The sequence below is a fragment of the Tateyamaria sp. LSS28 genome (assembly GCF_059611725.1).
Map to the genome: position 1 here is coordinate 584,940 of NZ_JCAPFI010000004.1, position 19,180 is coordinate 604,119.

Annotated in this window: 15 protein-coding genes; 8 read left to right on the forward strand and 7 right to left on the reverse strand. The window is 59.3% G+C overall.

Features of this window, described 5'->3' with window-relative positions:
* Positions 1-78: 78 nt before the first annotated feature.
* On the forward strand, positions 79-2,796 hold the full coding sequence (locus AC53L6_RS15410; protein WP_496908478.1) for a DUF2339 domain-containing protein: 2,718 nt from the start codon (positions 79-81) through the stop codon (positions 2,794-2,796).
* Here the strand turns inward: AC53L6_RS15410 and AC53L6_RS15415 are convergent.
* Positions 2,793-3,968, reverse strand: a complete 1,176-nt coding sequence (locus AC53L6_RS15415; RefSeq protein ID WP_496908479.1) for an FAD-dependent oxidoreductase — start codon at positions 3,966-3,968, stop codon at positions 2,793-2,795. The genes AC53L6_RS15410 and AC53L6_RS15415 overlap by 4 nt on opposite strands.
* 253 nt (positions 3,969-4,221) lie before the next feature.
* On the opposite strand from AC53L6_RS15415, the gene ileS reads away from it, so the two are divergent.
* Positions 4,222-7,176, forward strand: coding sequence for an isoleucine--tRNA ligase (ileS, locus tag AC53L6_RS15420; protein ID WP_496908480.1), 2,955 nt, complete (start codon positions 4,222-4,224; stop codon positions 7,174-7,176).
* Positions 7,177-7,325: 149 nt separating this feature from the next.
* Here the strand turns inward: ileS and AC53L6_RS15425 are convergent, their stop codons facing one another.
* Positions 7,326-8,087: a VOC family protein gene (locus AC53L6_RS15425; RefSeq protein WP_496908481.1), complete on the reverse strand. Its 762-nt coding sequence runs from the start codon at positions 8,085-8,087 to the stop codon at positions 7,326-7,328.
* A gap of 4 nt (positions 8,088-8,091) precedes the next feature.
* On the reverse strand, positions 8,092-9,174 hold the full coding sequence (rsgA, locus tag AC53L6_RS15430) for a ribosome small subunit-dependent GTPase A (RefSeq protein WP_496908482.1): 1,083 nt from the start codon (positions 9,172-9,174) through the stop codon (positions 8,092-8,094).
* A gap of 599 nt (positions 9,175-9,773) precedes the next feature.
* Between rsgA and AC53L6_RS15435 the strand changes: the two genes are divergently transcribed.
* Positions 9,774-9,983 carry a DUF1127 domain-containing protein gene (locus tag AC53L6_RS15435; RefSeq protein WP_189368907.1) on the forward strand — a complete coding sequence of 70 codons (210 nt, stop codon included), beginning with the start codon at positions 9,774-9,776 and terminating at the stop codon, positions 9,981-9,983.
* A 98-nt stretch (positions 9,984-10,081) separates the two neighbouring features.
* Here AC53L6_RS15435 and AC53L6_RS15440 read toward each other — a convergent pair whose 3' ends face one another.
* The 3 genes from AC53L6_RS15440 to AC53L6_RS15450 form a co-directional block, all read right to left on the reverse strand.
* A complete protein-coding gene (locus AC53L6_RS15440; RefSeq protein ID WP_496908483.1) occupies positions 10,082-10,396 on the reverse strand; it encodes a hypothetical protein in 315 nt (104 codons plus the stop codon).
* 143 nt (positions 10,397-10,539) lie between these two features.
* A complete protein-coding gene (locus AC53L6_RS15445) occupies positions 10,540-11,451 on the reverse strand; it encodes a 50S ribosomal protein L11 methyltransferase (RefSeq protein ID WP_496908521.1) in 912 nt (303 codons plus the stop codon).
* Between the two features lie 15 nt (positions 11,452-11,466).
* The gene (locus AC53L6_RS15450; protein ID WP_496908484.1) at positions 11,467-12,699 is read right to left on the reverse strand and encodes an MFS transporter; all 1,233 of its coding nucleotides are present in this window, start codon (positions 12,697-12,699) and stop codon (positions 11,467-11,469) included.
* A 100-nt stretch (positions 12,700-12,799) separates the two neighbouring features.
* On the opposite strand from AC53L6_RS15450, the gene AC53L6_RS15455 reads away from it, so the two are divergent.
* Both AC53L6_RS15455 and AC53L6_RS15460 read left to right on the forward strand, forming a co-directional pair.
* Entirely contained in the window at positions 12,800-13,321 is a 522-nt protein-coding gene (locus tag AC53L6_RS15455; protein WP_496908485.1) for an AAA family ATPase, read from the forward strand.
* Between the two features lie 295 nt (positions 13,322-13,616).
* The gene (locus AC53L6_RS15460) at positions 13,617-14,330 is read left to right on the forward strand and encodes a DNA helicase (protein WP_496908486.1); all 714 of its coding nucleotides are present in this window, start codon (positions 13,617-13,619) and stop codon (positions 14,328-14,330) included.
* A 58-nt stretch (positions 14,331-14,388) separates the two neighbouring features.
* Here the strand turns inward: AC53L6_RS15460 and AC53L6_RS15465 are convergent, their stop codons facing one another.
* On the reverse strand, positions 14,389-15,432 hold the full coding sequence (locus tag AC53L6_RS15465) for a LacI family DNA-binding transcriptional regulator (RefSeq protein ID WP_496908487.1): 1,044 nt from the start codon (positions 15,430-15,432) through the stop codon (positions 14,389-14,391).
* A 115-nt stretch (positions 15,433-15,547) separates the two neighbouring features.
* On the opposite strand from AC53L6_RS15465, the gene AC53L6_RS15470 reads away from it, so the two are divergent.
* The 3 genes from AC53L6_RS15470 to AC53L6_RS15480 are packed head-to-tail and all read left to right on the forward strand — an operon-like array spanning position 15,548 to position 19,150.
* Positions 15,548-17,074 (forward strand): sugar ABC transporter ATP-binding protein, encoded by a 1,527-nt coding sequence (locus tag AC53L6_RS15470; protein WP_496908488.1) that lies wholly within the window; start codon positions 15,548-15,550, stop codon positions 17,072-17,074.
* Entirely contained in the window at positions 17,061-18,083 is a 1,023-nt protein-coding gene (locus AC53L6_RS15475) for an ABC transporter permease (protein WP_299598347.1), read from the forward strand. Before AC53L6_RS15470 ends, AC53L6_RS15475 begins: the two co-directional genes overlap by 14 nt.
* 26 nt (positions 18,084-18,109) lie before the next feature.
* Positions 18,110-19,150 (forward strand): substrate-binding domain-containing protein, encoded by a 1,041-nt coding sequence (locus tag AC53L6_RS15480; RefSeq protein ID WP_299742713.1) that lies wholly within the window; start codon positions 18,110-18,112, stop codon positions 19,148-19,150.
* Positions 19,151-19,180: the final 30 nt, after the last annotated feature.

The following is a 19,180-nucleotide window of genomic DNA, read 5'->3' on the forward strand; positions in this document are numbered from 1 at the left end:
AAAGGTCTGGAAAACCTTGCCTTTTGTGTCGGGCGACTGTGGTCTATCCTCATGCCAAAATGGGTGTGAGGGATGGATATGGAAGGGATGCTTGTCCTCGGAGGGTTGATAATCCTCGCGATTCCAATTGCGGTTATCTATCTCTTGGTCGCCGTCAGCGGCCTGCGCAGCCGGATCGTTGATCTTGAGAGCGCGCTGGCAGGTCGGTCACCCGAAGCTCCAATCCCGGCCAGAGCGGACACGGCACAGACCGGGCCATCGCCTTGGGAGGCACCCGAGAAGGGCGCTGACCAGTCCGACGCGGACACCGCCGAGACCACTGAGCCCGAACCGAAATCAGCGGAACCAGCCGCCGCGCGGGTTGTCGCAGAACGGAAGGCCCAGATGGCCTCTAAACCTGTGGAACCTGCAGGGCCGACGCCTCTGCAACTGTTCGGATCGTGGCTGATCGCCAACTGGTTCTATGCCGTATCTGCAGTCTCGCTGGCTCTGGCGGGGCTGTTTCTGGTGCAATACGGGATTGAAAACGACCTGTTCCCGCCAACCGCCCGCGTGCTTGCGGCCCTTGCGTTCGGCGGGGCGTTGATCGCCGGGGGCGAGGTGATCCGCCGCCGGTTCGGGGATAGCCCGGACGTTGCCACGGCCTATATTCCATCAGTGTTCTCCGGGGCGGGGCTTGTGTCCCTGTTCGGCGGCATTGCCGCCGCGCGGTTGCTTTATGAACTGATTGGGGTCGAGGTTGCATTTGCGGGTATGGCCGCGGTTGGGCTTCTGGGTGTTGGACTGGGCTGGCTGAACGGTCCGCTTTTGGCTGCTGTTGGGGTTATAGGTGCGTTCACAGCCCCACTTCTGGTGGGCAGCACGGTGCCTGCGAGCCCCTGGCTGTACGTTTACTTTGGTGTCGTTGCCGCCGTCGGGCTTGGGATTGATACGATCCGACGTTGGGCTTGGGTGTCGGTGCTGAGTGTCGGCCTTGGCTTTGCAATGGGGTGGTTGACCGTTTTGAGCGGCAACGAGTCCATGGTGCTGGGGTTCCAGGCCTATGTCGCGATCCTCGCCGTGTTGGCGATCTTGGTCCCGGCGCGGTCGTTCCGGCCGGATCACGGCGGCACCTTTGTTTCGGCATTCCTGCTGGACCCCAAAGGTGACCGTCCGGCATTTCCAACACTGCTTGCGCTTGCAGCCGTGCTTGTCACATCCGGCTCATTGGGCTGGAGCGCGGGCGCGGGTGCCGAACCATTCTGGATGGCTGTCGTCATCCTCATGATCTTTGCGATCGCGATTGTCTACTGGACGTTGTCTGCACCTGCGCTGCAGGAGCTGGTGTTGCTTCCGGTTGCTGCGGTCATTGCGGTGATCGCGATTGAAGGGGCCGAACTGGGGCCGGTCATCACTGCGTTCTTGACCAACTACGACACAAACCCAGAGGCTGACTTCCCGCTTGCCGTCTCGCTCCTGTGGGGTGTTGGAATGGTGCTGAGTGCGGTTGCGGCACAAAGAGCCATGCGCCCGGGCCTGTCCCTCGCCTGGGGGATGGGAGGTGCGCTGGTCGCGCCGGTTCTTGCGGTTGTACTGGAACTGACATGGAGGCCCGCCGAGACAATTGGGGCATATGCCTGGGCCCTTCATGCCATCGTTATGGCGGCCATGATGGTCAGCTTTGCCCTGCGCTTTGCCCGTGTGGATGCGCCGGATCGCACACGCACATCCATTTTCGTCTTGTCCGCGCTGGCTTCAATCACCTTCGCTCTTGTTTTGATCCTGTCTCTGGCTGCGCTGACCGTTGCGCTTGCGGTGACTGTGCTGGTCGCCGCATGGCTGGATCGGCAGTTCAAATTGCCACTCATGCAAGTGTTCATCGCAATTGGCGTTGCGGCGGTCGGTGCGCGGTTGGTCGGTGATCCGGGGCTATTCTGGGCACTGGACGCCCCGCTCTGGGAAATGGTGCTGGCCTATGCCGGGTCACTGGCTGCCTTTGTCGCGGCCATGGTGTTGTTGCGTGGGATGGTCCGCAAAACCGCAACCCTCATCTTGGACACGGCGGCGTGGTCGACCGGAGGGATGTTGGTGTCATTGCTGCTCATCCGTTTCCTTGATGATGTGCTGCCCGGCCACAACACCGACTCCCATTGGGCGTTGGGCCTGTTTGCCGTGATCTGGTTTGGCCTGATGCTGGTGCAGCTTCTGCGCGTCGAAGGTTTGGGCGGCGTGCTGGCCTTTGTTCGCGGTGGGTTGGCGCTTGTGTTTGGCTTGATCGGTTTTGGCGCATTGGCGCTTGGTTTGACCGTCTTTTCACCACTTTTGGATGGGTGGGGCGACGATGTGGCGGGACCACCCTTATTGAACACGTTGATCCCGGCCTACCTGCTTCCCGCACTTGTGCTGGCCTTTGGCGCGTGGCGCTTGCGGCATCGGGTGTTGCGCTGGGGGCTTGGAACCGTGGCGGTCGGTGTCGCCGTGTATTGGGCCTTTGCGACCGTGCGCCACCTTTGGCAAGGCGCGCAGGGCATGGATTTGGATCAGGGCTTTTTGCAGCCAGAGCTTTACAGCTACACAGTGGCGATCCTGCTGACTGGCGCCGTGCTGTTCTATCAATCACTTGCCCGCAACGCGACGGCCCTGCGTCGCGCAGGTTTGGCCGTGATTGGACTGGCGGTGGCCAAGGTGTTCCTGATCGACATTTCCGGGCTTGAGGGGCTGACCCGCGTGTTGTCCCTTGTGGTTCTGGGCCTGTCGCTGTCCGGGCTCGCGTGGCTCAATCGTTGGGCACAGGGCAAATCCGAACCAGCGGATTAGCGCAGCGGATCACCCTTTGAGAATGCAGGCAGCAACGTGCCGCACACGAGGTGGGACAGGATGCGCGGTACCGGAGGGATCATGGACACCGGAAACAACACCCGGTCACGCAAGACCGGCAACCACCGGCTGTCGGATTGGTATTGCGGGGTGAAGGCCCAACTCATCGCCTGGTAGGCCCGGACGTGCCAGCGCCTTGCCTTGGCGTAGACGGGTAGGGCGGCCTCTGGCCCGTGCGCCTCAAGGGCTTGGGCCAGTGCATAGGCATCCAGCAACGCCATGTTGGCACCTTGGCCCAGTTGTGGGCTGGCGCGATGCGCGGAATCCCCTATATGCACCACGCCACGCCCATAAGGCACCCTGAGTGTGCCATGCGCGTACCGCGCCATGGTCAATTGATCGGGATCAGTGATCTGATCGGCAAAGGCAGCAAAAGCTGGCCAAAGCCTGGACGCCTGTTCTTTCCACGCATCCAGACCCGCGGCACGCCATGCGGCGTATCCATCGCTCGGCAGGGACCAGAAGACGGCAGCCATCGGTCCGGTCGCATCGGGTGGTGTGCCAATGGGCAGCACACCAACCATGTTGCTGGCCTTGCGATAGGTTTGGCGCAACTCATCCATCGGCAGATCGGTACCATCCGCCCATGGCACGTTTGCCCACAAGGCGCCGTAGGGCAGCTGGGTCGAGCGTATCGGCGTCAGGGGCGAACGTGCACCAAGCGCATCAATAACCAGATCGAAACCTGCGGCATTCTCCCGACCCTCAAGCTCCAGACACCCGCCGCCTGCGCCCGTTACCTTGGCGTTCAGATGCATCGTGGTACCTGCGGTAACGGCCCCGTACCACAGTGCCGAAAACAGAGCATTGCGGTGAAGGGCCAGCCCCACATCTTTGCCATTGCGCCGATCATACCAGACATCCAGCACGCGCCGCCTATTTTTGGCCTCATGACCCAGCATTCGGCTCACCCGGTTGCCCGTCGCCATGACCCGGTCGAGCACGCCGCAAGCCTCCAGAACTGCTTGTCCGATAGGTTGAATAACCAACCCTGATCCCACCGGTTCGGGTGCAGCAAACTGGTCGAACACGGTCACCTCGATGCCGTGCCGACGCAGCAGGATTGCCGTAGCCAGGCCACCGATGCCTGCCCCTGCAATTGCGATCTTCATTTCCGGTTCCGTTTTGACGCCTGTTTGCGTCACCCTAGGCATTTGCGCTTTGCAGGAAATGAGGCATCTTGGCCCACTGGACGCTTCCACAGACCACGCTTATAAGGCCGCCATGATGCGGAAGATCATCATTCAGCGAATTATATCCCCGGCGCTCTGACCAACCATTGAGACGCCGGGTAAAGGTGCTTGAGGCCACTCGCACCGCACCTCTCCGCTTTGCACGATATACGACCGATAAAGGACGCCACCCATGTGCGCCGACACGCCTGAATACAAACACACCCTGAACCTGCCCAAGACCGATTTCCCAATGCGCGCGGGTCTGCCCAAGCGCGAGCCCGGATGGCTGGAGCGGTGGGCGCGGATCGGTGTCTATGACCGTCTGCGGGAGAAGGAGGGACGGGAACCGTTCACCCTGCACGATGGCCCGCCCTATGCGAACGGGCACCTGCATATCGGCCACGCCCTGAACAAGACGATCAAGGATATGATCGTGCGGTCCCACCAGATGATGGGCCGGGATGCGCGCTATATCCCCGGCTGGGACTGCCACGGCCTGCCCATCGAGTGGAAAATCGAGGAACAGTACCGCAAGAAGGGCCGCGACAAGGACGAAGTGCCGATCAACGAATTCCGCGCCGAGTGCCGCGATTTCGCCGCAGGTTGGGTCGACATCCAGCGGGAAGAGTTCAAGCGTTTGGGCATCACTGGCAATTGGGACGAACCCTATCTGACCATGGATTTCCATGCCGAGCGGGTGATTGCCGAGGAGTTCATGAAGTTCCTGATGAACGGCACGCTTTATCAGGGCTCGAAGCCTGTGATGTGGTCGCCCGTAGAACAAACCGCGCTGGCCGAGGCGGAGGTCGAGTACCACGACAAGGACAGCTTCACGATCTGGGTGAAGTTCAAGGTAGTCGCGGCAAAGGACCTGCCCGCAGTCACGCTGGAAGACACCAAAGGGCATGTCGCGCCGTTGGGCGATCTGGAAGGTGCTCAAGTGGTGATCTGGACCACGACGCCATGGACCATGCCATCCAACAAAGCTGTCGTTTATGGCTCTGACATCTCCTACGGCCTCTATGAAGTGACTGGCCGCCCCGAAGAATGTTGGGCGAATATCGGTGATCGCTACATCCTTGCCGACAACCTCGCGTCGGATGTGCTGGGTCGCGCGCGGCTTGATGAGACCATGTACCGCCGCTTGCGCGATGTGACAGCCGACGAGATGAGCCAAGTGCGCCTGACCCACCCATTAAAGGGCGCCGAGGATGCAAATGGCGAATGGGACGACATCCGCGACTTCCGCGCCGCCGACTTCGTCACCGACACCGAAGGCACTGGGTTCGTGCATTGCGCGCCGTCCCACGGGATGGACGAATACGAGCTTTACCGCGAGCTGGGCATGCTCGAACAGGTCATTACCTACAACGTGAACCCCGATGGGCGGTTCCGGGACGACCTGCCGTTCTTTGGCGGCAAGGCGATCCTGAAACCCAACGGTAAAGAGGGTAACGCCAACGCCGCCGTCATCGACAAGCTGGCCGAAGTGGGCGGGCTGCTGGCGCGTGGGAAGATCAAGCACAGCTATCCGCATTCCTGGCGTTCGAAAGCGCCGGTGATCTACCGCAACACGCCGCAATGGTTCGCGGCCATCGACAAGCCTGTGGGCGACGGGCAGGACACACACGGGACCACGATCCGTGAACGCGCGCTGACCGAGATCGACAATGTGAACTGGACGCCACAATCGGGCCGCAACCGCCTGCATTCCATGATGGAGGCGCGCCCGGATTGGGTGCTGTCGCGTCAACGCGCTTGGGGTGTGCCGCTCACTTGCTTCACCAAGAAAGGCGCTCTGCCGACGGATGAAGACTTCCTGCTGCGCAACCCGCAAGTCAACCGCCGCATCACGTCGGCATTCGAAGCGGAAGGGGCCGACGCCTGGTACGACGAAGATGCCAAGCAGCGTTTCCTCGAAGGCGTCGTGAACCCCGACGACTACGAGCAGGTGACAGATATCCTTGACGTGTGGTTTGACTCAGGGTCCACCCACGCCTTTGTCCTGCGCGATCGCAAGGACGGCACCGAGGATGGTGTGGCCGATGTCTACATGGAAGGCACCGACCAACACCGTGGCTGGTTCCACTCGTCCCTGCTGCAATCGGTTGGCACCACGGGCCACGCGCCTTACCGCAACGTGGTGACGCACGGCATGACGCTGGACGAAAAGGGCTTCAAGATGTCGAAGTCCATCGGCAACACCATCGTGCCTGACGAAGTGGTCAAGCAATACGGCGCAGACATCCTGCGGCTTTGGGTTGCGCAGACCGATTACACCGCCGACCAGCGGATCGGGCCGGAGATCCTGAAAGGGGTCGCCGACAGTTATCGCCGCCTGCGCAATACGATGCGGTTTATGCTGGGCTCGCTGTCTGACTTCACGGACGCGGATCGCACTGATCCTGACGACATGCCGGAACTGGAGCGCTGGGTGCTGCACCGGTTGGCCGAATTGGACCAGACTGTGCGCGAAGGCTACGCGGCTTTCGACTTCCAGCGCGTGTTCTCATCCGTGTTCACCTTCGCGACCGTGGATCTGTCGGCCTACTACTTCGATGTCCGCAAGGATGCCTTGTATTGCGACGGTGATACGCCGGAAAGGCGTGCGGCGCGCACCGTGCTTGATCTGCTCTATCACCGGCTGACAACATGGCTGGCCCCAATCCTCGTGTTCACGATGGAGGAGGTCTGGCTGGAGCGTTATCCGGGTGATGACAGCTCGGTCCACCTGACCGATATCCCGGAAACGCCGACCGCATGGCGCGACGATGCGCTGGCCGTGAAATGGACGGGCGTGCGCAGCGCGCGGCGTGTGGTGACGGCGGCTCTGGAAATCCAGCGCACGGACAAAGTCATCGGCGCATCGCTTGAAGCTGCCCCACTTGTCTATGTCGAGGATGCCGACCTCGCCGCGTCACTGACTGCGTTGCCCTTTGCAGATATCTGCATCACGTCGCAGATCAAAGTGACAACGGATCCCGCGCCGTCAGATGCATTCCGTTTGCCCGAAGTGCCCGGCGTGGCGGTGGTCTTTGCCAAGGCAGAAGGCGCGAAATGCGCCCGTTGCTGGAAAGTGTTGCCGGACGTGGGCACGCATGGGCACGAAGGTGTCTGTGGGCGGTGCGAGGACGCTCTGGGATAGGCGAAAAGCGCTTTGCCTTGTGCGCGATGGATCTTCGCAGATCCACGTTGGACACCGACGACCCTTTGCGGACACAGGGAAAGGCCCCTGTGTCCGTAGAACCTCGCGAAAGTCCTCGCAGATTTTGGCGGCTGGTGATGCTTGAGGTCCTATCCACCTGCCGACAGGCAAAATAAAGCGCCGTCTGGGTCGTGTACGAGATAGCGACACTCCCCCGTGCGTTCGAAGACCGATTTCGAAAGCGGGCTGGCACCCAACGCCTTGGCCGCTTGCAGCGCGGTCGCCGTGTCGACCACGTTGATGCAAGGCACCCACAATGCCTGCACACCCGTCTGGAGCAGTCCCGGCAGATGATGTGCAACAGCTTGGCCTGACAGGCTAGAGATCACCGCGTCGCCCCTTTGCGGATCGTGCGGTGGGCTGACTGACCAGTCAAAGACTGCTGAATAGAACTGTGTTGGGAATTCGGACGCGCAAGATAGATAGATTTCGTTGCCGAACTGTCGCGCAGGTATCGGAAACGCATGTTGAGACTGTGAGATCCCGACCACGGCACCCAACGGATCACGCACAAGCGCATTTCGTCCAACACCGGGAACGTCAAACGGGGCGCGGATAACTTCGCCGCCAAGCGGTTCCACGTACTTGCTGGCAGAATCCACATTCGGAACCTCTACATAGGCAATCCAGCCGTCTGACATTCCTTCGGGGGTTTCGATAAAGCCAGCCCCGGCTTCGTCTGCCAACATCGCCAAAACGAAGTCCACCTGACCGCCACCCCATGCAAAATCGGTGGCATGTTCGACGGCAAAGGACCACCCGGCGACACGTTCATAAAAAGTCATTGAACGTTGTCGGTCTGCCGAAAAGAGATCGTGCCAGACAATCTGACCAGACTTGTCTTGTGGCATCCGACTACCTCCTCTTGCTTATCTGCTTCGTGATCTCGCGCACCATCTTTCCGAATGCCTTGTCCTTGGCGCGGCGCTCGGACAGGGTGGCCGAATTGAATGCGTCTTCGGCCACGAGTTTGCGCCACCGTCCAAGCCGCGCGGCGTCGATCTCATTGTTTTCCATCGCTTGCAGCACAGCGCATCCGGGTTCCGTTTCGTGTTTGCAATCGTTGAATCGGCATTGCGTGGACAGACTGTTGATGTCCGAGAACACGTCCTGAATACCCGACGCGGCGTCGGTCAGTTGCAGCTCCCGCATGCCCGGGGTGTCCAGAACCAGACATCCATCTTGCGTCGCAAAGAGTTGCCGCCGCGTCGTCGTGTGCCGCCCCTTCGCATCATCTTCCCGAATGGATTGCGTTTCGATCGTTTCGGTCCCCAAAAGTGCATTGGTCAAGGTCGATTTGCCAACACCGGATGATCCAAGAAACGCGACAGTTGCCCCCGGTTTGCACCAGTCCGCCAGCTTGGATCGCGGCGCGTCGCCTCTCGCGTCCAGCGCGACAATTGCCACGTCAGGGGAAATCGCGCGCGCCGCGTCGATGTAGTGTTGATGATCGGGCGTGAGATCGGATTTTGTGAGGAGGATGACCGGCGTGATCTGCGCCTCAAAGGCAAGCGCGATGTATCGTTCAAGCCTCGCGACATTGAAATCCTGATTGCAGGACGTGACAACAAAGGCCGTATCGACATTGGCCGCGATCAACTGTTCGCGCCGATCCGTGCCGGGCGCACGCCGCTTGATCAAGCTCTTGCGTCGCAAAACCCGGCTGGATTTCGGATGATCGTGATCAAACATCAACCAGTCGCCGACGGTGATGCCTTCGGTGGGCGGTATGACCTCATCAAGGCCGTCCCCGACAACATGCAACGCATTTCGATGGACTTCGACGACCCGAACAGGGGGGCTTTGCGTCAATTCGTCAACATCTGTTTGTTGGGCGAAAAAGGGTCGCCAGCCAAGCAAGGCGAGGGGGGACTGAGGCCGTTTTTCGGCTTTCAGGTCGGACGATGGGGGAAAAAACTGTGAATAGTCGCGTGTCATTGTGAAGGAGTTCCATGTCTCGATCATGCCGGGGCATGATTTTAAGCGGTAAGGGAAAAATGCGGGCAAACATCAACATCGGTCCGCCAGAGGTTGGCGAAACAAGATGGTCGCTGATTTTGCATTGGGAGGACTGCTGCCTCCCCGCCTTACCGGGACATAAACTCTCCACTTCGATGCCATAGATCTACGAGTTCGCAACGAGTTTTTCAACTGTCTGGATCGGCAATGAAGGATCGTCGCGGCGACAGGCACATTGATTTGCACATCTGCAACTACGCTGTGATGGGATGAAGCATCTCTCGGGATCGCAGATTGGATTTTCCGCATACCAACTCGCGAAGCCGACTGTTCCAAGGAGCTGTGCAACTCCATCGGACGGCCTTTTTGCAGCCCGATTCCGTCGTCAGCTTCCCATGTTTGGCTGCAGTGTTATTTTATTGGGAATACTTTCAATGTGTTACGTCTAAATCTTCGACATGCAAAAAACGCAAACCACATATGACTTTTCACCGCTTGAACGGTGTTTTTTTCGCGCCTAAATGAGCAGCACAACGCTGACAAGATCAGCACAATCTATCGAAAAAAGGACTGCTGCAATGGCTGCTTTCGACACCACCCGCCCCGCATATGGCGCTGCACCTGTTGCAGGCCAATTCTCCGGCTTGTTTTCCAAATTGGTTGCCCAAGTGGCCGCCTGGAACCATGCCCGCTTGACCCGCAACGCCCTGAACGCCCTGACTGACCGTGAGCTTGAAGACATCGGTCTGGTCCGTGGCGACATCGATGACGTGGCAAACCGCCACTAAGACGTTCCAATCCTCCCCTTTGGACGCGCTCTGACAAGAGCGAAAGCCGCGGGCCTGAGAGCAGGCACCGCGGCTTTTCTTTTGGAGGGGCTGTCAGTTCAGTCTACGAAGGGTTCAAGAAAGCCTGCGGCAAACTGTGTCACCGGGTCTATCTGCATCAAATGAGAGCTGAACTGTTCCAGATGACCGCCCTGCTGCAGCTTTGCAACGCGCCCGTTGTAAGTGATGTCGCCCAAAGAGGCGAGCATCAGTCCCTTGAACACGAAGAACCCTGTCACAAGCGCGAGCAGCCCTCTGATGGGAAAACCGCGACCTAGACGGCGCTTGGGCTTGAGAACAATCAGCCCATCGCCCCGCAGTGTTGTCGTATACCCATTTCCCAAGGCCGCGTGTTTGCGGCCAAGTGTGGTCAAGCGCTCTTCAAAGTTTTGGCGAGTTTCAACCATGGCAGCCTCGTACATCGAAATGGCCCCCACCGATTTCGGCGTAGAAGGTGCGCCTCAATTGTGGCGAAATCTAGGCAAATGCGTCAAAAGCCGCTAAAAATTCTGACAAATCATGGCTTTTTATGCAGAGTGAGGGTCGTCCACTCTCCAATCTCTTCCCTGTGCGCCAGACTGTTTCCGTGATCGATATAGTGCGCAGCGACCTCGTCAGCCTGTTCGTTGAGGATTCCGGACAGAATCGCATATCCACCTGTGGTGAGGCGGGCACTCAACTCTGGTGCCAATGCGATCAGCGGCCCTTTGAGGATATTGGCAAAGACCAGATCAAATGGACCAGAAAGGTCCGCGTGACCAAAGCCTGCCGCTTCGGCCAGTTTGACCTTGGCTTCCATCCCGTTGGCTTTCAGGTTGGCCCGCGCCACGTCGACGGCCTGTGCATCAATGTCGCTGGCAATGATGTCCGCATCCCAGATCGCTGCAGCGCCCATGGCGAGCACAGCGGTGCCACAGCCGATGTCGGCCGCGCGTTCTGCCCGAAATCCGCCATCTGCCAACCGATCCAGCGCTTTCAGGCAGCCCAACGTTGTGCCGTGGTGTCCGGTGCCAAAGGCCATCGCCGCCTCGATCAACAGGGCGTGCTTGCCAGCGGGCACCTGGTCGGCATCGTGTGAGCCATAGACGAAGAAGCGACCAGCTTCGACTGGCGCCAACTCGCGCTTCACATGGGCCACCCAATCGGTTTCCGGCAGTTCCGAAACTGTGAACGGCTTTGCGCCAAGGGCGGTGGTGAGCAGTAAAAGGGCGGTGTCATCCGGCTGGTCCGTGAAATAGGCACCCACTTCCCAAAGTCCGCTGCCATCTTCGACCTCGAACACACCGATGCCGGTTGGTTCCGGTGCCATGTTCTCAAGGGCCGCGCCAAGCGCGTCCGCCTGTGCCTTGCCTTCAAGCGTTGTGAGGGCGGTCCATGTGGTCATGTCAGTCTCCGTCTGTTGCCGGAGCCTTAGCGCCCACCATGGCAGGCGGCAAGTGGCGCGCTACTCTGCAGGGGCGGGCAGTTTGACGCCCAGTCGGGTTTCATGGCCAGGCACCGGGTGGCGCGGAATGAGCAAGGCCAGGTACAAAGACGTTGCGGCCATGCCCGCAGCCAGCAGAAACACTGCACCGGGTGAGAACAGCCACAACAGGCCCAATGGCACCGGCAGGCCCACGGCAGCGATATGGTTGATCGTAAAGGCCACGGCGGCCGTCGGCGCGATGTCCGCCGGGTCCGCGATTTTCTGGAAATAGGTTTTGAGCGCCAGCGCCAACCCAAAAAAGATGTGGTCCAGAACATAGAGGGCGGCAGCGATCATCAACCCCCACCCCATGAAGTAGACACCGCCGTAAGCCAGAAACACGCACACAAGCCCGGTATACTCAAACACCAGCGCCTTTTGCTCGCCAAAGCGTGCCACAATGCGCCCCAGAACCGGTGCAACCAGGATGTTGACCATCAGGTTGATAAGGTAGAGCGCCGTCAGCTCATGCACCTGGAAGCCGAATTTCTCGACCATCATGAAACCTGCAAAGACCATGAAGATCTGCCGCCGTGCGCCCGACATGAATTGCAGGGCGTAGTACAGCCAATATCGCTTGCGCAACACGAAGGTTTTCAGTTGCGGAGTAGGGGCTTCGAACTGGGGATAGGCCAGCATGGCAAAGACTGCGATGGCCGCCGTGATCCCGCCACCAACCATGTAGACAACGTTGTAGGTCAGCCCAAGAGGCTCCCACAGAACCATGATGACGAAGTAAACGAGGAACGTGGCCGTTGATCCGGCAGCGAGCAGCCAGCCTAACATCTGCGGGGCGCGATCCTTGGGCAGCCACTGCAATTGCAGCGACTGGTTCACCGTTTCGTAGTAATGGAAGCCGATCGAACTGATAAAGGTCAGCGCCAGAATACCACCCATTTGCGGGAACTGCGCCGTCAGGGCGGTGGCAACGCCCAGCATCACGAGTGACATCAGCCCAAGTACCTGTTCGCGCATGAACATGATGACGACGATGACACCGACAGCCAGAAAGCCCGGAATCTCCCGGATCGCATGCAACAGACCGATATCGGCCCCGTCAAAGTTGGCTGCATCCACAACAAAGTTGTTCAGCAGCGCCAGCCAGACAGAGAACCCGATGGGCATGGCAAAAGCCATCAGGAACAAAAGCGCAATGGGCCGACGCCAAGCGGGCAGACTGCTTGCGTCGTCAAGGGTAATGTGCTGGGCCATAACCTGCCATTACGCCTTTTGCACGGCCTTGGCGAGGGCACGGTATGTGCGCGGGAGCACATGTGTTTTTCATCCCCGCATCACAGGATATGTCGTAGGCATGGGGAAACGTAACTATCTGATCGAAGGTGTCTCGGGCAGCGGCAAAACGTCTGTGTGCCACGAACTGCGCAGGCGCGGATATCATGCGCTTGACGGCGACAGAGAGTTGATCCCTGACGAAACACGCTCACACCAGCCGTCGTTGGCCGAAGCCGGTCCCGAGGGCAGTGTCGAGCGCGCGGCATGGATGCATGGCCAACATGTATGGGATGTGGACAAGGTCAGGTCTCAAGCGGCATCCAAAGGTTCTGAAATGTCATTTTTCTGCGGTGGTTCCCGGAACTACGCCGATGTCATCCATTTGTTTGATGCTGTCTTTGTGCTGGACGTGGATCAAGAAACCTTGCAACGACGGCTTGCGCTACGCGATCGCGACGCGTTCGGCGGGCGGACGGAGGAACAAGAGTACATCCTGACACTGCACAAAACGAAACAGGACATCCCCGCGTTTGGTACCGTCATCGATGGCACCGCAGCGCTTGATGATGTGGTGGATCAAATCCTTGAGCATTGCTTGTAAGCAATCTGCGCGGAAAGGTCCGGTGGGCTTTTGGGGCGCGCAACAGTGATCAGAACGGACTTGGCCGCAGCAACCCCAAGGTCTGCCTCATGCGCTGCATGATGTCCCAGTCAAGCACCCTTACTATGTTGAATTCTGCGATCTGTTGGGACACAGTTGGATCAGGCCTTGCTCGGGCCTCCACCCTCCATCTGGGAAGCATTTGTCATGTAGAGCGAAGTCATTTTAACCTGTCTCGTTCGAGCGCGTGCATAAGGAGGGATTGCGGAAGCAGCTCGAAAGAGGAGGACTAAAGATGCACATTTCCGCTCCTGTCTATCATTTGAAGCGACAGGCCAAACTGTTGGCCCGCCAGACTGGTACGCCGTTGCACAAAGCGCTGGACCAGATCGCAACTTCCGAAGGCTTCCAAAGCTGGGGGCATCTGACTTCATCCTTGCCAAAAGGGCGTGCCGCCGAAATCGTCTTGCCCCAGCTCCACGCAGGCGACCTCATGCTCCTGGGTGCGCGGCCCGGACACGGCAAAACGCTTCTTGGCCTGGAATTGGCATCAATGGCAGCAACTCTGGGCCGGAAGGGGTTTTTCTTTACCCTCGATTACCACGAGCCAGCCGTTGCAGATCGGTTTGCAGATTTAGGCATTGACCAGGCATCTGCGCAGAAGACCGTGGAAGTTGATACGTTGGATGAAATATCGGGCGGCTATGTCGTCAGCCGGCTTGAGCGCTGCCACACACCTGTTGTGGCCGTAATTGACTACCTTCAACTCCTTGATCAAAGGCGCAGCAATCCAGACCTGCAGGACCAGATCGCTTCACTGCGGGCTTATGTGAAGGCCACCGGTGCGATTTGCGTGCTGATCTCACAAATCGACCGATCGTTCGACCTGAGCGGCAAACCTATGCCGGATGCATCAGATGTACGTCTGCCCAACCCGCTTGATCTGTCGGCCTTCGACAAAGTCTGCTTCCTGCACAATGGTAAGGTTCAGGTTGATCGGGCCGCGTAGTCGAACCGCAAGGGGCGGTACGGGCATTCAGCGAATACCCGTGCCGTCCAATGTCGCGCTAAACCCCGCTGTTGCGAACCGTCGATCCGGGGATCAGGCGAAAGCCAATATCGGTGCAGCTCGGTACGGGTTCGTCCGTCAGGCGCCCCATCATCATCTCGGCCGCTTTCTGGCCGAGCTTCAGATGTGACACGTGGCAAGAGGTGAGGCGCCGGTTCATCACCGATGCAATAGGCAGGTCACCCCATCCGGCAATGCCAATATCGTCCGGCACCGATAGCCCCTTGGCTGCGCAGTATTGCAAGCCGCCAAATGCCATCGCGTCGTTCTGATAAAAGATACACTCGATATCGCGGGCCGCGGCCAGCAATTGTTCTGTCCCGTAAAAGCCCGGGTAGTAGGTGGCTGTATCATGCAGGCAAAGCTGCTTTACAACTGCTCCGCCGGCGCCCTCGACCGCCTTGCAAAAGCCATTGAGCCGCTCAGTTGCCGCGTTCGCCGTGTCATGCGAGGTCCCCACATAGCCAATGTTCTGATAGCCAAGCGATGTCAGGTAACGCCCCATGTCAAAGCCGCTGTCGAAGTGGTTGATGCCCACGCTCATGTCGAGGGGGCTGGAGTTCAAATCCCAAATCTCGACCACAGGAATACCCGCGTTCCGCAACATGTCCGTCGCGCGGGGCGAGTGGTAGCGACCGGTCAGAATGAGGCCCGCCGGTTGCCACGACAAAACCGTCCTGATCCAGTTTTCTTCCTCTTGCTGGGTGTGCTGCGTGAGGCCCAGAACGGATTGGTATCCAAAGGTACCCAACTTGCGGTCAATCCCTTCGAGGACCTGGGCAAAAACCTCGTTTCCCAGATCCGGGATCGACACGCCGATAAAGGTCGAGTTCTGATCGCCTGCAAACACGGTCGCCAAACGATTCGGTAGGTAGCCAAGGACGTCGACCTGCTCCATCACCTTGACACGCGTTTTTTCCGAATACCCACCTTCACCACGCAAAACCCGACTGGCAGTCATCTTCGACACACCTGCGGCCTGTGCGACCTCAGACAGGCTTACTTTATTGTTTTTACTGCTCTTTTCCACGTTTTGCGCCATCTTACGTTACGGGTAACTTAAGCCTTGACAGAGCGTGTGCTCTGACCTGATGCTAGCGGAATGTTACGGGTAACTCAACGGGGAGGTTGGGGCCCGGCATCCCGGAGGAGACGCCATGCCAGACCTGCAGTCAGGTTTGTTTTTTGACAGCATCGACAAGCATTTTGGCGGCACCTATGCGCTCAAGGATGTTTCGTTGACCGTGGGGCGAGGCGAAATCGTTGCCCTTCTGGGTGAGAACGGTGCAGGCAAGTCGACCCTGATCAAAGTGCTTGGTGGCATCCATACGGCAGACGCTGGCCGCGTGTTGATTGATGGTGAGCCGTACCAGCACAAACCGGCAGGGTTTGGCGAGCGGCAGAAGGTGGCCTTCATCCACCAGGACCTTGGCCTGATCGAGTGGATGACGGTGGCTGAAAACATCGGCCTCGCTTTGGGCTTCTCTCGCAAGAATGGGCTGATCCGTTGGAAGGACGTCGAACACTTTGCCGTGGAAGCGCTCCGCAAGGTGGACGCCGAATTTGATCCGACCGCGCGGGTCGAAGACCTGACACGGACCGAGAAATCGCTGGTGGCGATTGCCCGTGCGCTGGCCGTGGACAGCGAGTTTCTGGTTTTGGACGAACCCACCGCATCGCTGCCCGCGGATGAGGTGGAACGGCTGTTTGCTGCCATCCGGCCCCTGCGTGAAAAGGGCGTCGGGATGATCTATGTGTCCCACCGCCTGGACGAGATTTTCCAGATCGCGGACCGCGTGGCTGTGTTGCGGGACGGCGCGATGGTGGGCGTGCGCAGCATCGACCACACCACGCCCGAAGAGCTGGTGCAGAAAATTGTAGGCCGCAAGACCCGTGAAACAGTCAAGGCGACGGATGCTATTGGTGAAGCGGTGCTGTCCCTGCGCAACTTCGAAGTGGCGGGGATGCAAAAACTGGATTTCGATCTGCAAAAGAACGAGGTATTGGGCCTTGTGGGCCTGCGTGGTGCAGGGCACGAGGCCATCTCGCGTGCGCTCTTTGGACTTGTGCCCTTTGACGGAGAGGTGACGCTGGGTGGGGTGCAACCCGATCTGTCGAACCCGCAAAAAGCGCTGCATTCCGGTGTCGGACTAGTCGCCAAGGACCGGACCGAAGAGTCCGTGGCCATGAGCCTTTCGATCCGGGAAAACACCTTTCTCAACCCCGACGGGATTGGCCGCAAACTGCTCAACATGCTGTCCCCGAGGGTCGAGGCCGAACAGGCCGCCATCATCGGGGCCGAGTTGGGCCTGTCACCGAATGATCCGACCCTCGCGATTGAGGCGCTGTCTGGCGGCAACCAACAGAAGGTCGTCATTGGCCGCTGGCTTGCCACCAAGCGCAAACTTCTGATCTGCGAGGATCCGACGGCGGGTGTGGATGTGGGGGCCAAATCCGAGATTTATGCACTTCTTAACCGTGCGCTTGGTGACGGGGTCGCGATCCTGATCATGTCCACCGATTTCGAAGAGATCGCCTCAATTTGCCACCGGGCCATCGTGTTTAGCCAAGGGGCGATTGTCGATGAACTCAGCGGCACACGGCTGACAACTGAAAACCTGATCCAGTCGGCCTCGGCCGGGAATATCAAGACAGAAGGGGGCGGTGCGAATGCAGTCGCTTGAATCCAGCGCACTCGAGCCGACCAAGGCCGAACTCAAAGGACTGCCCATGGGCAAGCGCCTGATGCGGTTCCTGCCGGTCTATGGCCTGGTGATCCTGACAGTGTTCCTGATTGGCCTGTTCTCGGTCCTGTTGCCCAACACATTCCCGACGATGCTGAACCTGCGGTCCATCATCTCGGACAAAGCAATCATCGCGCTTTTGTCGCTTGGGGCGATGATCCCGATGGCAGCGGGGCGGATCGACCTGACCGTGGGCTACGGTATCGTTCTGTGGCACATCCTTGCCATCAGCCTGCAAACCATGCTGGGACTTCCGTGGCCCATAGCCGTTGCGATTGTGCTTCTGCTGGGGGCATTGACCGGGTTCCTGAATGGGCTGCTGGTTGAGGTTGCCAAGATTGACAGTTTCATCGCGACGCTGGGCACCGGTACAGTGCTTTATGCGCTGGCGCTGTGGCACACGGGCGGTCGGCAGATGGTGGGGCTGTTGCCCGACGGGTTCTATGCCCTGAACACCACCTTCGTCTTTGGCCTGCCCATCACCGCATACTACCTGGTCGTGATCACGGTCGTGATGTGGATCGTCCTCGAATACACGCCTGTGGGTCGGTACCTTTATGCCATTGGTGCGAACCAGCGGGCAGCACAGCTGAACGGCATTCCCACGCGGAAATACGTGATTGGCGCCTTTGTCGCGTCCGGCTCCATGACCGCTCTGGCCGGTGTGCTGCTGGCCGCGAAACTGCGGATCGGACAGGCGTCGGTGGGGCTCGAGTTCCTGCTGCCCGCGCTCGTTGGGGCCTTCCTGGGCTCAACCACGATCAAACCCGGACGGGTCAATGTCTGGGGCACCGTTGTGGGTGTCGTCATTCTGGCCGTGGGTATTTCAGGCATTCAACAATTCGGCGGCTCCTTCTGGGTCGAGCCGCTTTTTAACGGAGTTACCCTGCTGGTTGCCATCGGCATCGCAGGATACGCACAGCGCAAAAAAGGTGCAGACAAGCGCTGAGCACAAAATTGCAAAGGGAGGAAACTATGCAAAAACGTACATTCATGGCCGGATTGATGGCCACGACAATGATGACTGCCGTGCCGGTACTGGCAGCAGATTGGGATGGCCCAACCACCGGACCCGCAGCGGCGGACGGCAAATCCATCGTTGTCGTTGCAGGTGATTTAAAAAACGGCGGTATCCTGGGCGTGACCACAGGTGTTGAAGAGGCCGCAGCGAAAATCGGTTGGGAAGTTCGCGTGCTGGACGGCGCCGGTTCTATTCAGGGTCGTACAGCCGCGATTGGTCAAGCGCTGGCGCTGAAGGCCGACGGCATCATCATCAACGGCTTTGACGCCGTGGAACAGCAGGCCGCCTTGGAAGGCGTGGTGGCCGCAGACGTACCCATGGTCGCGTGGCACTCGGGCCCAAAAATTGGTTGCGACGCGCCTGGTGGTATCTTTGCCAACGTGTCCACCGACGCTATGACAGTGTCCGAAGTGGCCGCCGAATGGGCCATCCAAGACGGCGGCGAGGATATCGGTGTCGTGATCTTCACCGACTCCACCTACCAGATCGCCATCGACAAGGCGGACCGGTTGAAGGAAACGGTCGAGGCTGCGGGCGGCAAGGTCCTGGAATATGTGGACACTCCTATTGCCGATACATCCACCCGCATGGGCCCGCTGACCACATCGCTGCTGCAAAAATACGGTGACAGCTGGACACACGCACTGGCCATCAATGACCTGTACTTTGACTTCATGGGACCATCGCTGGCCGCTGCGGGCCTTGCGCCTGATGCAGGCCCGCAAGCAGGTTCTGCTGGCGACGGATCAGAGGCTGCGTTCCAGCGTATCCGGTCCAACGGCTATCAAGCCATCACCGTGGCCGAGCCTCTGAACCTGCAAGGCTGGCAACTGGTGGACGAGCTGAACCGTGCCATCCAGGGCGAGGCCTGCTCGGGCTATGTCACCTCACCTGCGCTGGTCACACCCGAAGGGCTGGCCAAGTTGGGCGACAGCAACCAGTTCGACCCCGACATCCCCTACCGGGACGCTTACGCCACGATCTGGGGCAAATAGTTCTCCCCGCGGGGTCGGACGGCAAGGTCT

Excerpts from the sequence above, each read along its gene's own strand:
- rsgA (WP_496908482.1), bottom strand. The coding sequence starts at position 9,174 with ATGACACGCGACTATTCACAGTTTTTTCCCCCATCGTCCGACCTGAAA.
- ileS (WP_496908480.1), top strand. The coding sequence starts at position 4,222 with ATGTGCGCCGACACGCCTGAATACAAACACACCCTGAACCTGCCCAAG.
- AC53L6_RS15455 (WP_496908485.1), top strand. The coding sequence starts at position 12,800 with ATGGGGAAACGTAACTATCTGATCGAAGGTGTCTCGGGCAGCGGCAAA.
- AC53L6_RS15450 (WP_496908484.1), bottom strand. The coding sequence starts at position 12,699 with ATGGCCCAGCACATTACCCTTGACGACGCAAGCAGTCTGCCCGCTTGG.
- AC53L6_RS15425 (WP_496908481.1), bottom strand. The coding sequence starts at position 8,087 with ATGCCACAAGACAAGTCTGGTCAGATTGTCTGGCACGATCTCTTTTCG.
- AC53L6_RS15415 (WP_496908479.1), bottom strand. The coding sequence starts at position 3,968 with ATGAAGATCGCAATTGCAGGGGCAGGCATCGGTGGCCTGGCTACGGCA.
- AC53L6_RS15435 (WP_189368907.1), top strand. The coding sequence starts at position 9,774 with ATGGCTGCTTTCGACACCACCCGCCCCGCATATGGCGCTGCACCTGTT.
- AC53L6_RS15475 (WP_299598347.1), top strand. The coding sequence starts at position 17,061 with ATGCAGTCGCTTGAATCCAGCGCACTCGAGCCGACCAAGGCCGAACTC.
- AC53L6_RS15480 (WP_299742713.1), top strand. The coding sequence starts at position 18,110 with ATGCAAAAACGTACATTCATGGCCGGATTGATGGCCACGACAATGATG.
- AC53L6_RS15465 (WP_496908487.1), bottom strand. The coding sequence starts at position 15,432 with ATGGCGCAAAACGTGGAAAAGAGCAGTAAAAACAATAAAGTAAGCCTG.
- AC53L6_RS15410 (WP_496908478.1), top strand. The coding sequence starts at position 79 with ATGGAAGGGATGCTTGTCCTCGGAGGGTTGATAATCCTCGCGATTCCA.
- AC53L6_RS15470 (WP_496908488.1), top strand. The coding sequence starts at position 15,548 with ATGCCAGACCTGCAGTCAGGTTTGTTTTTTGACAGCATCGACAAGCAT.
- AC53L6_RS15460 (WP_496908486.1), top strand. The coding sequence starts at position 13,617 with ATGCACATTTCCGCTCCTGTCTATCATTTGAAGCGACAGGCCAAACTG.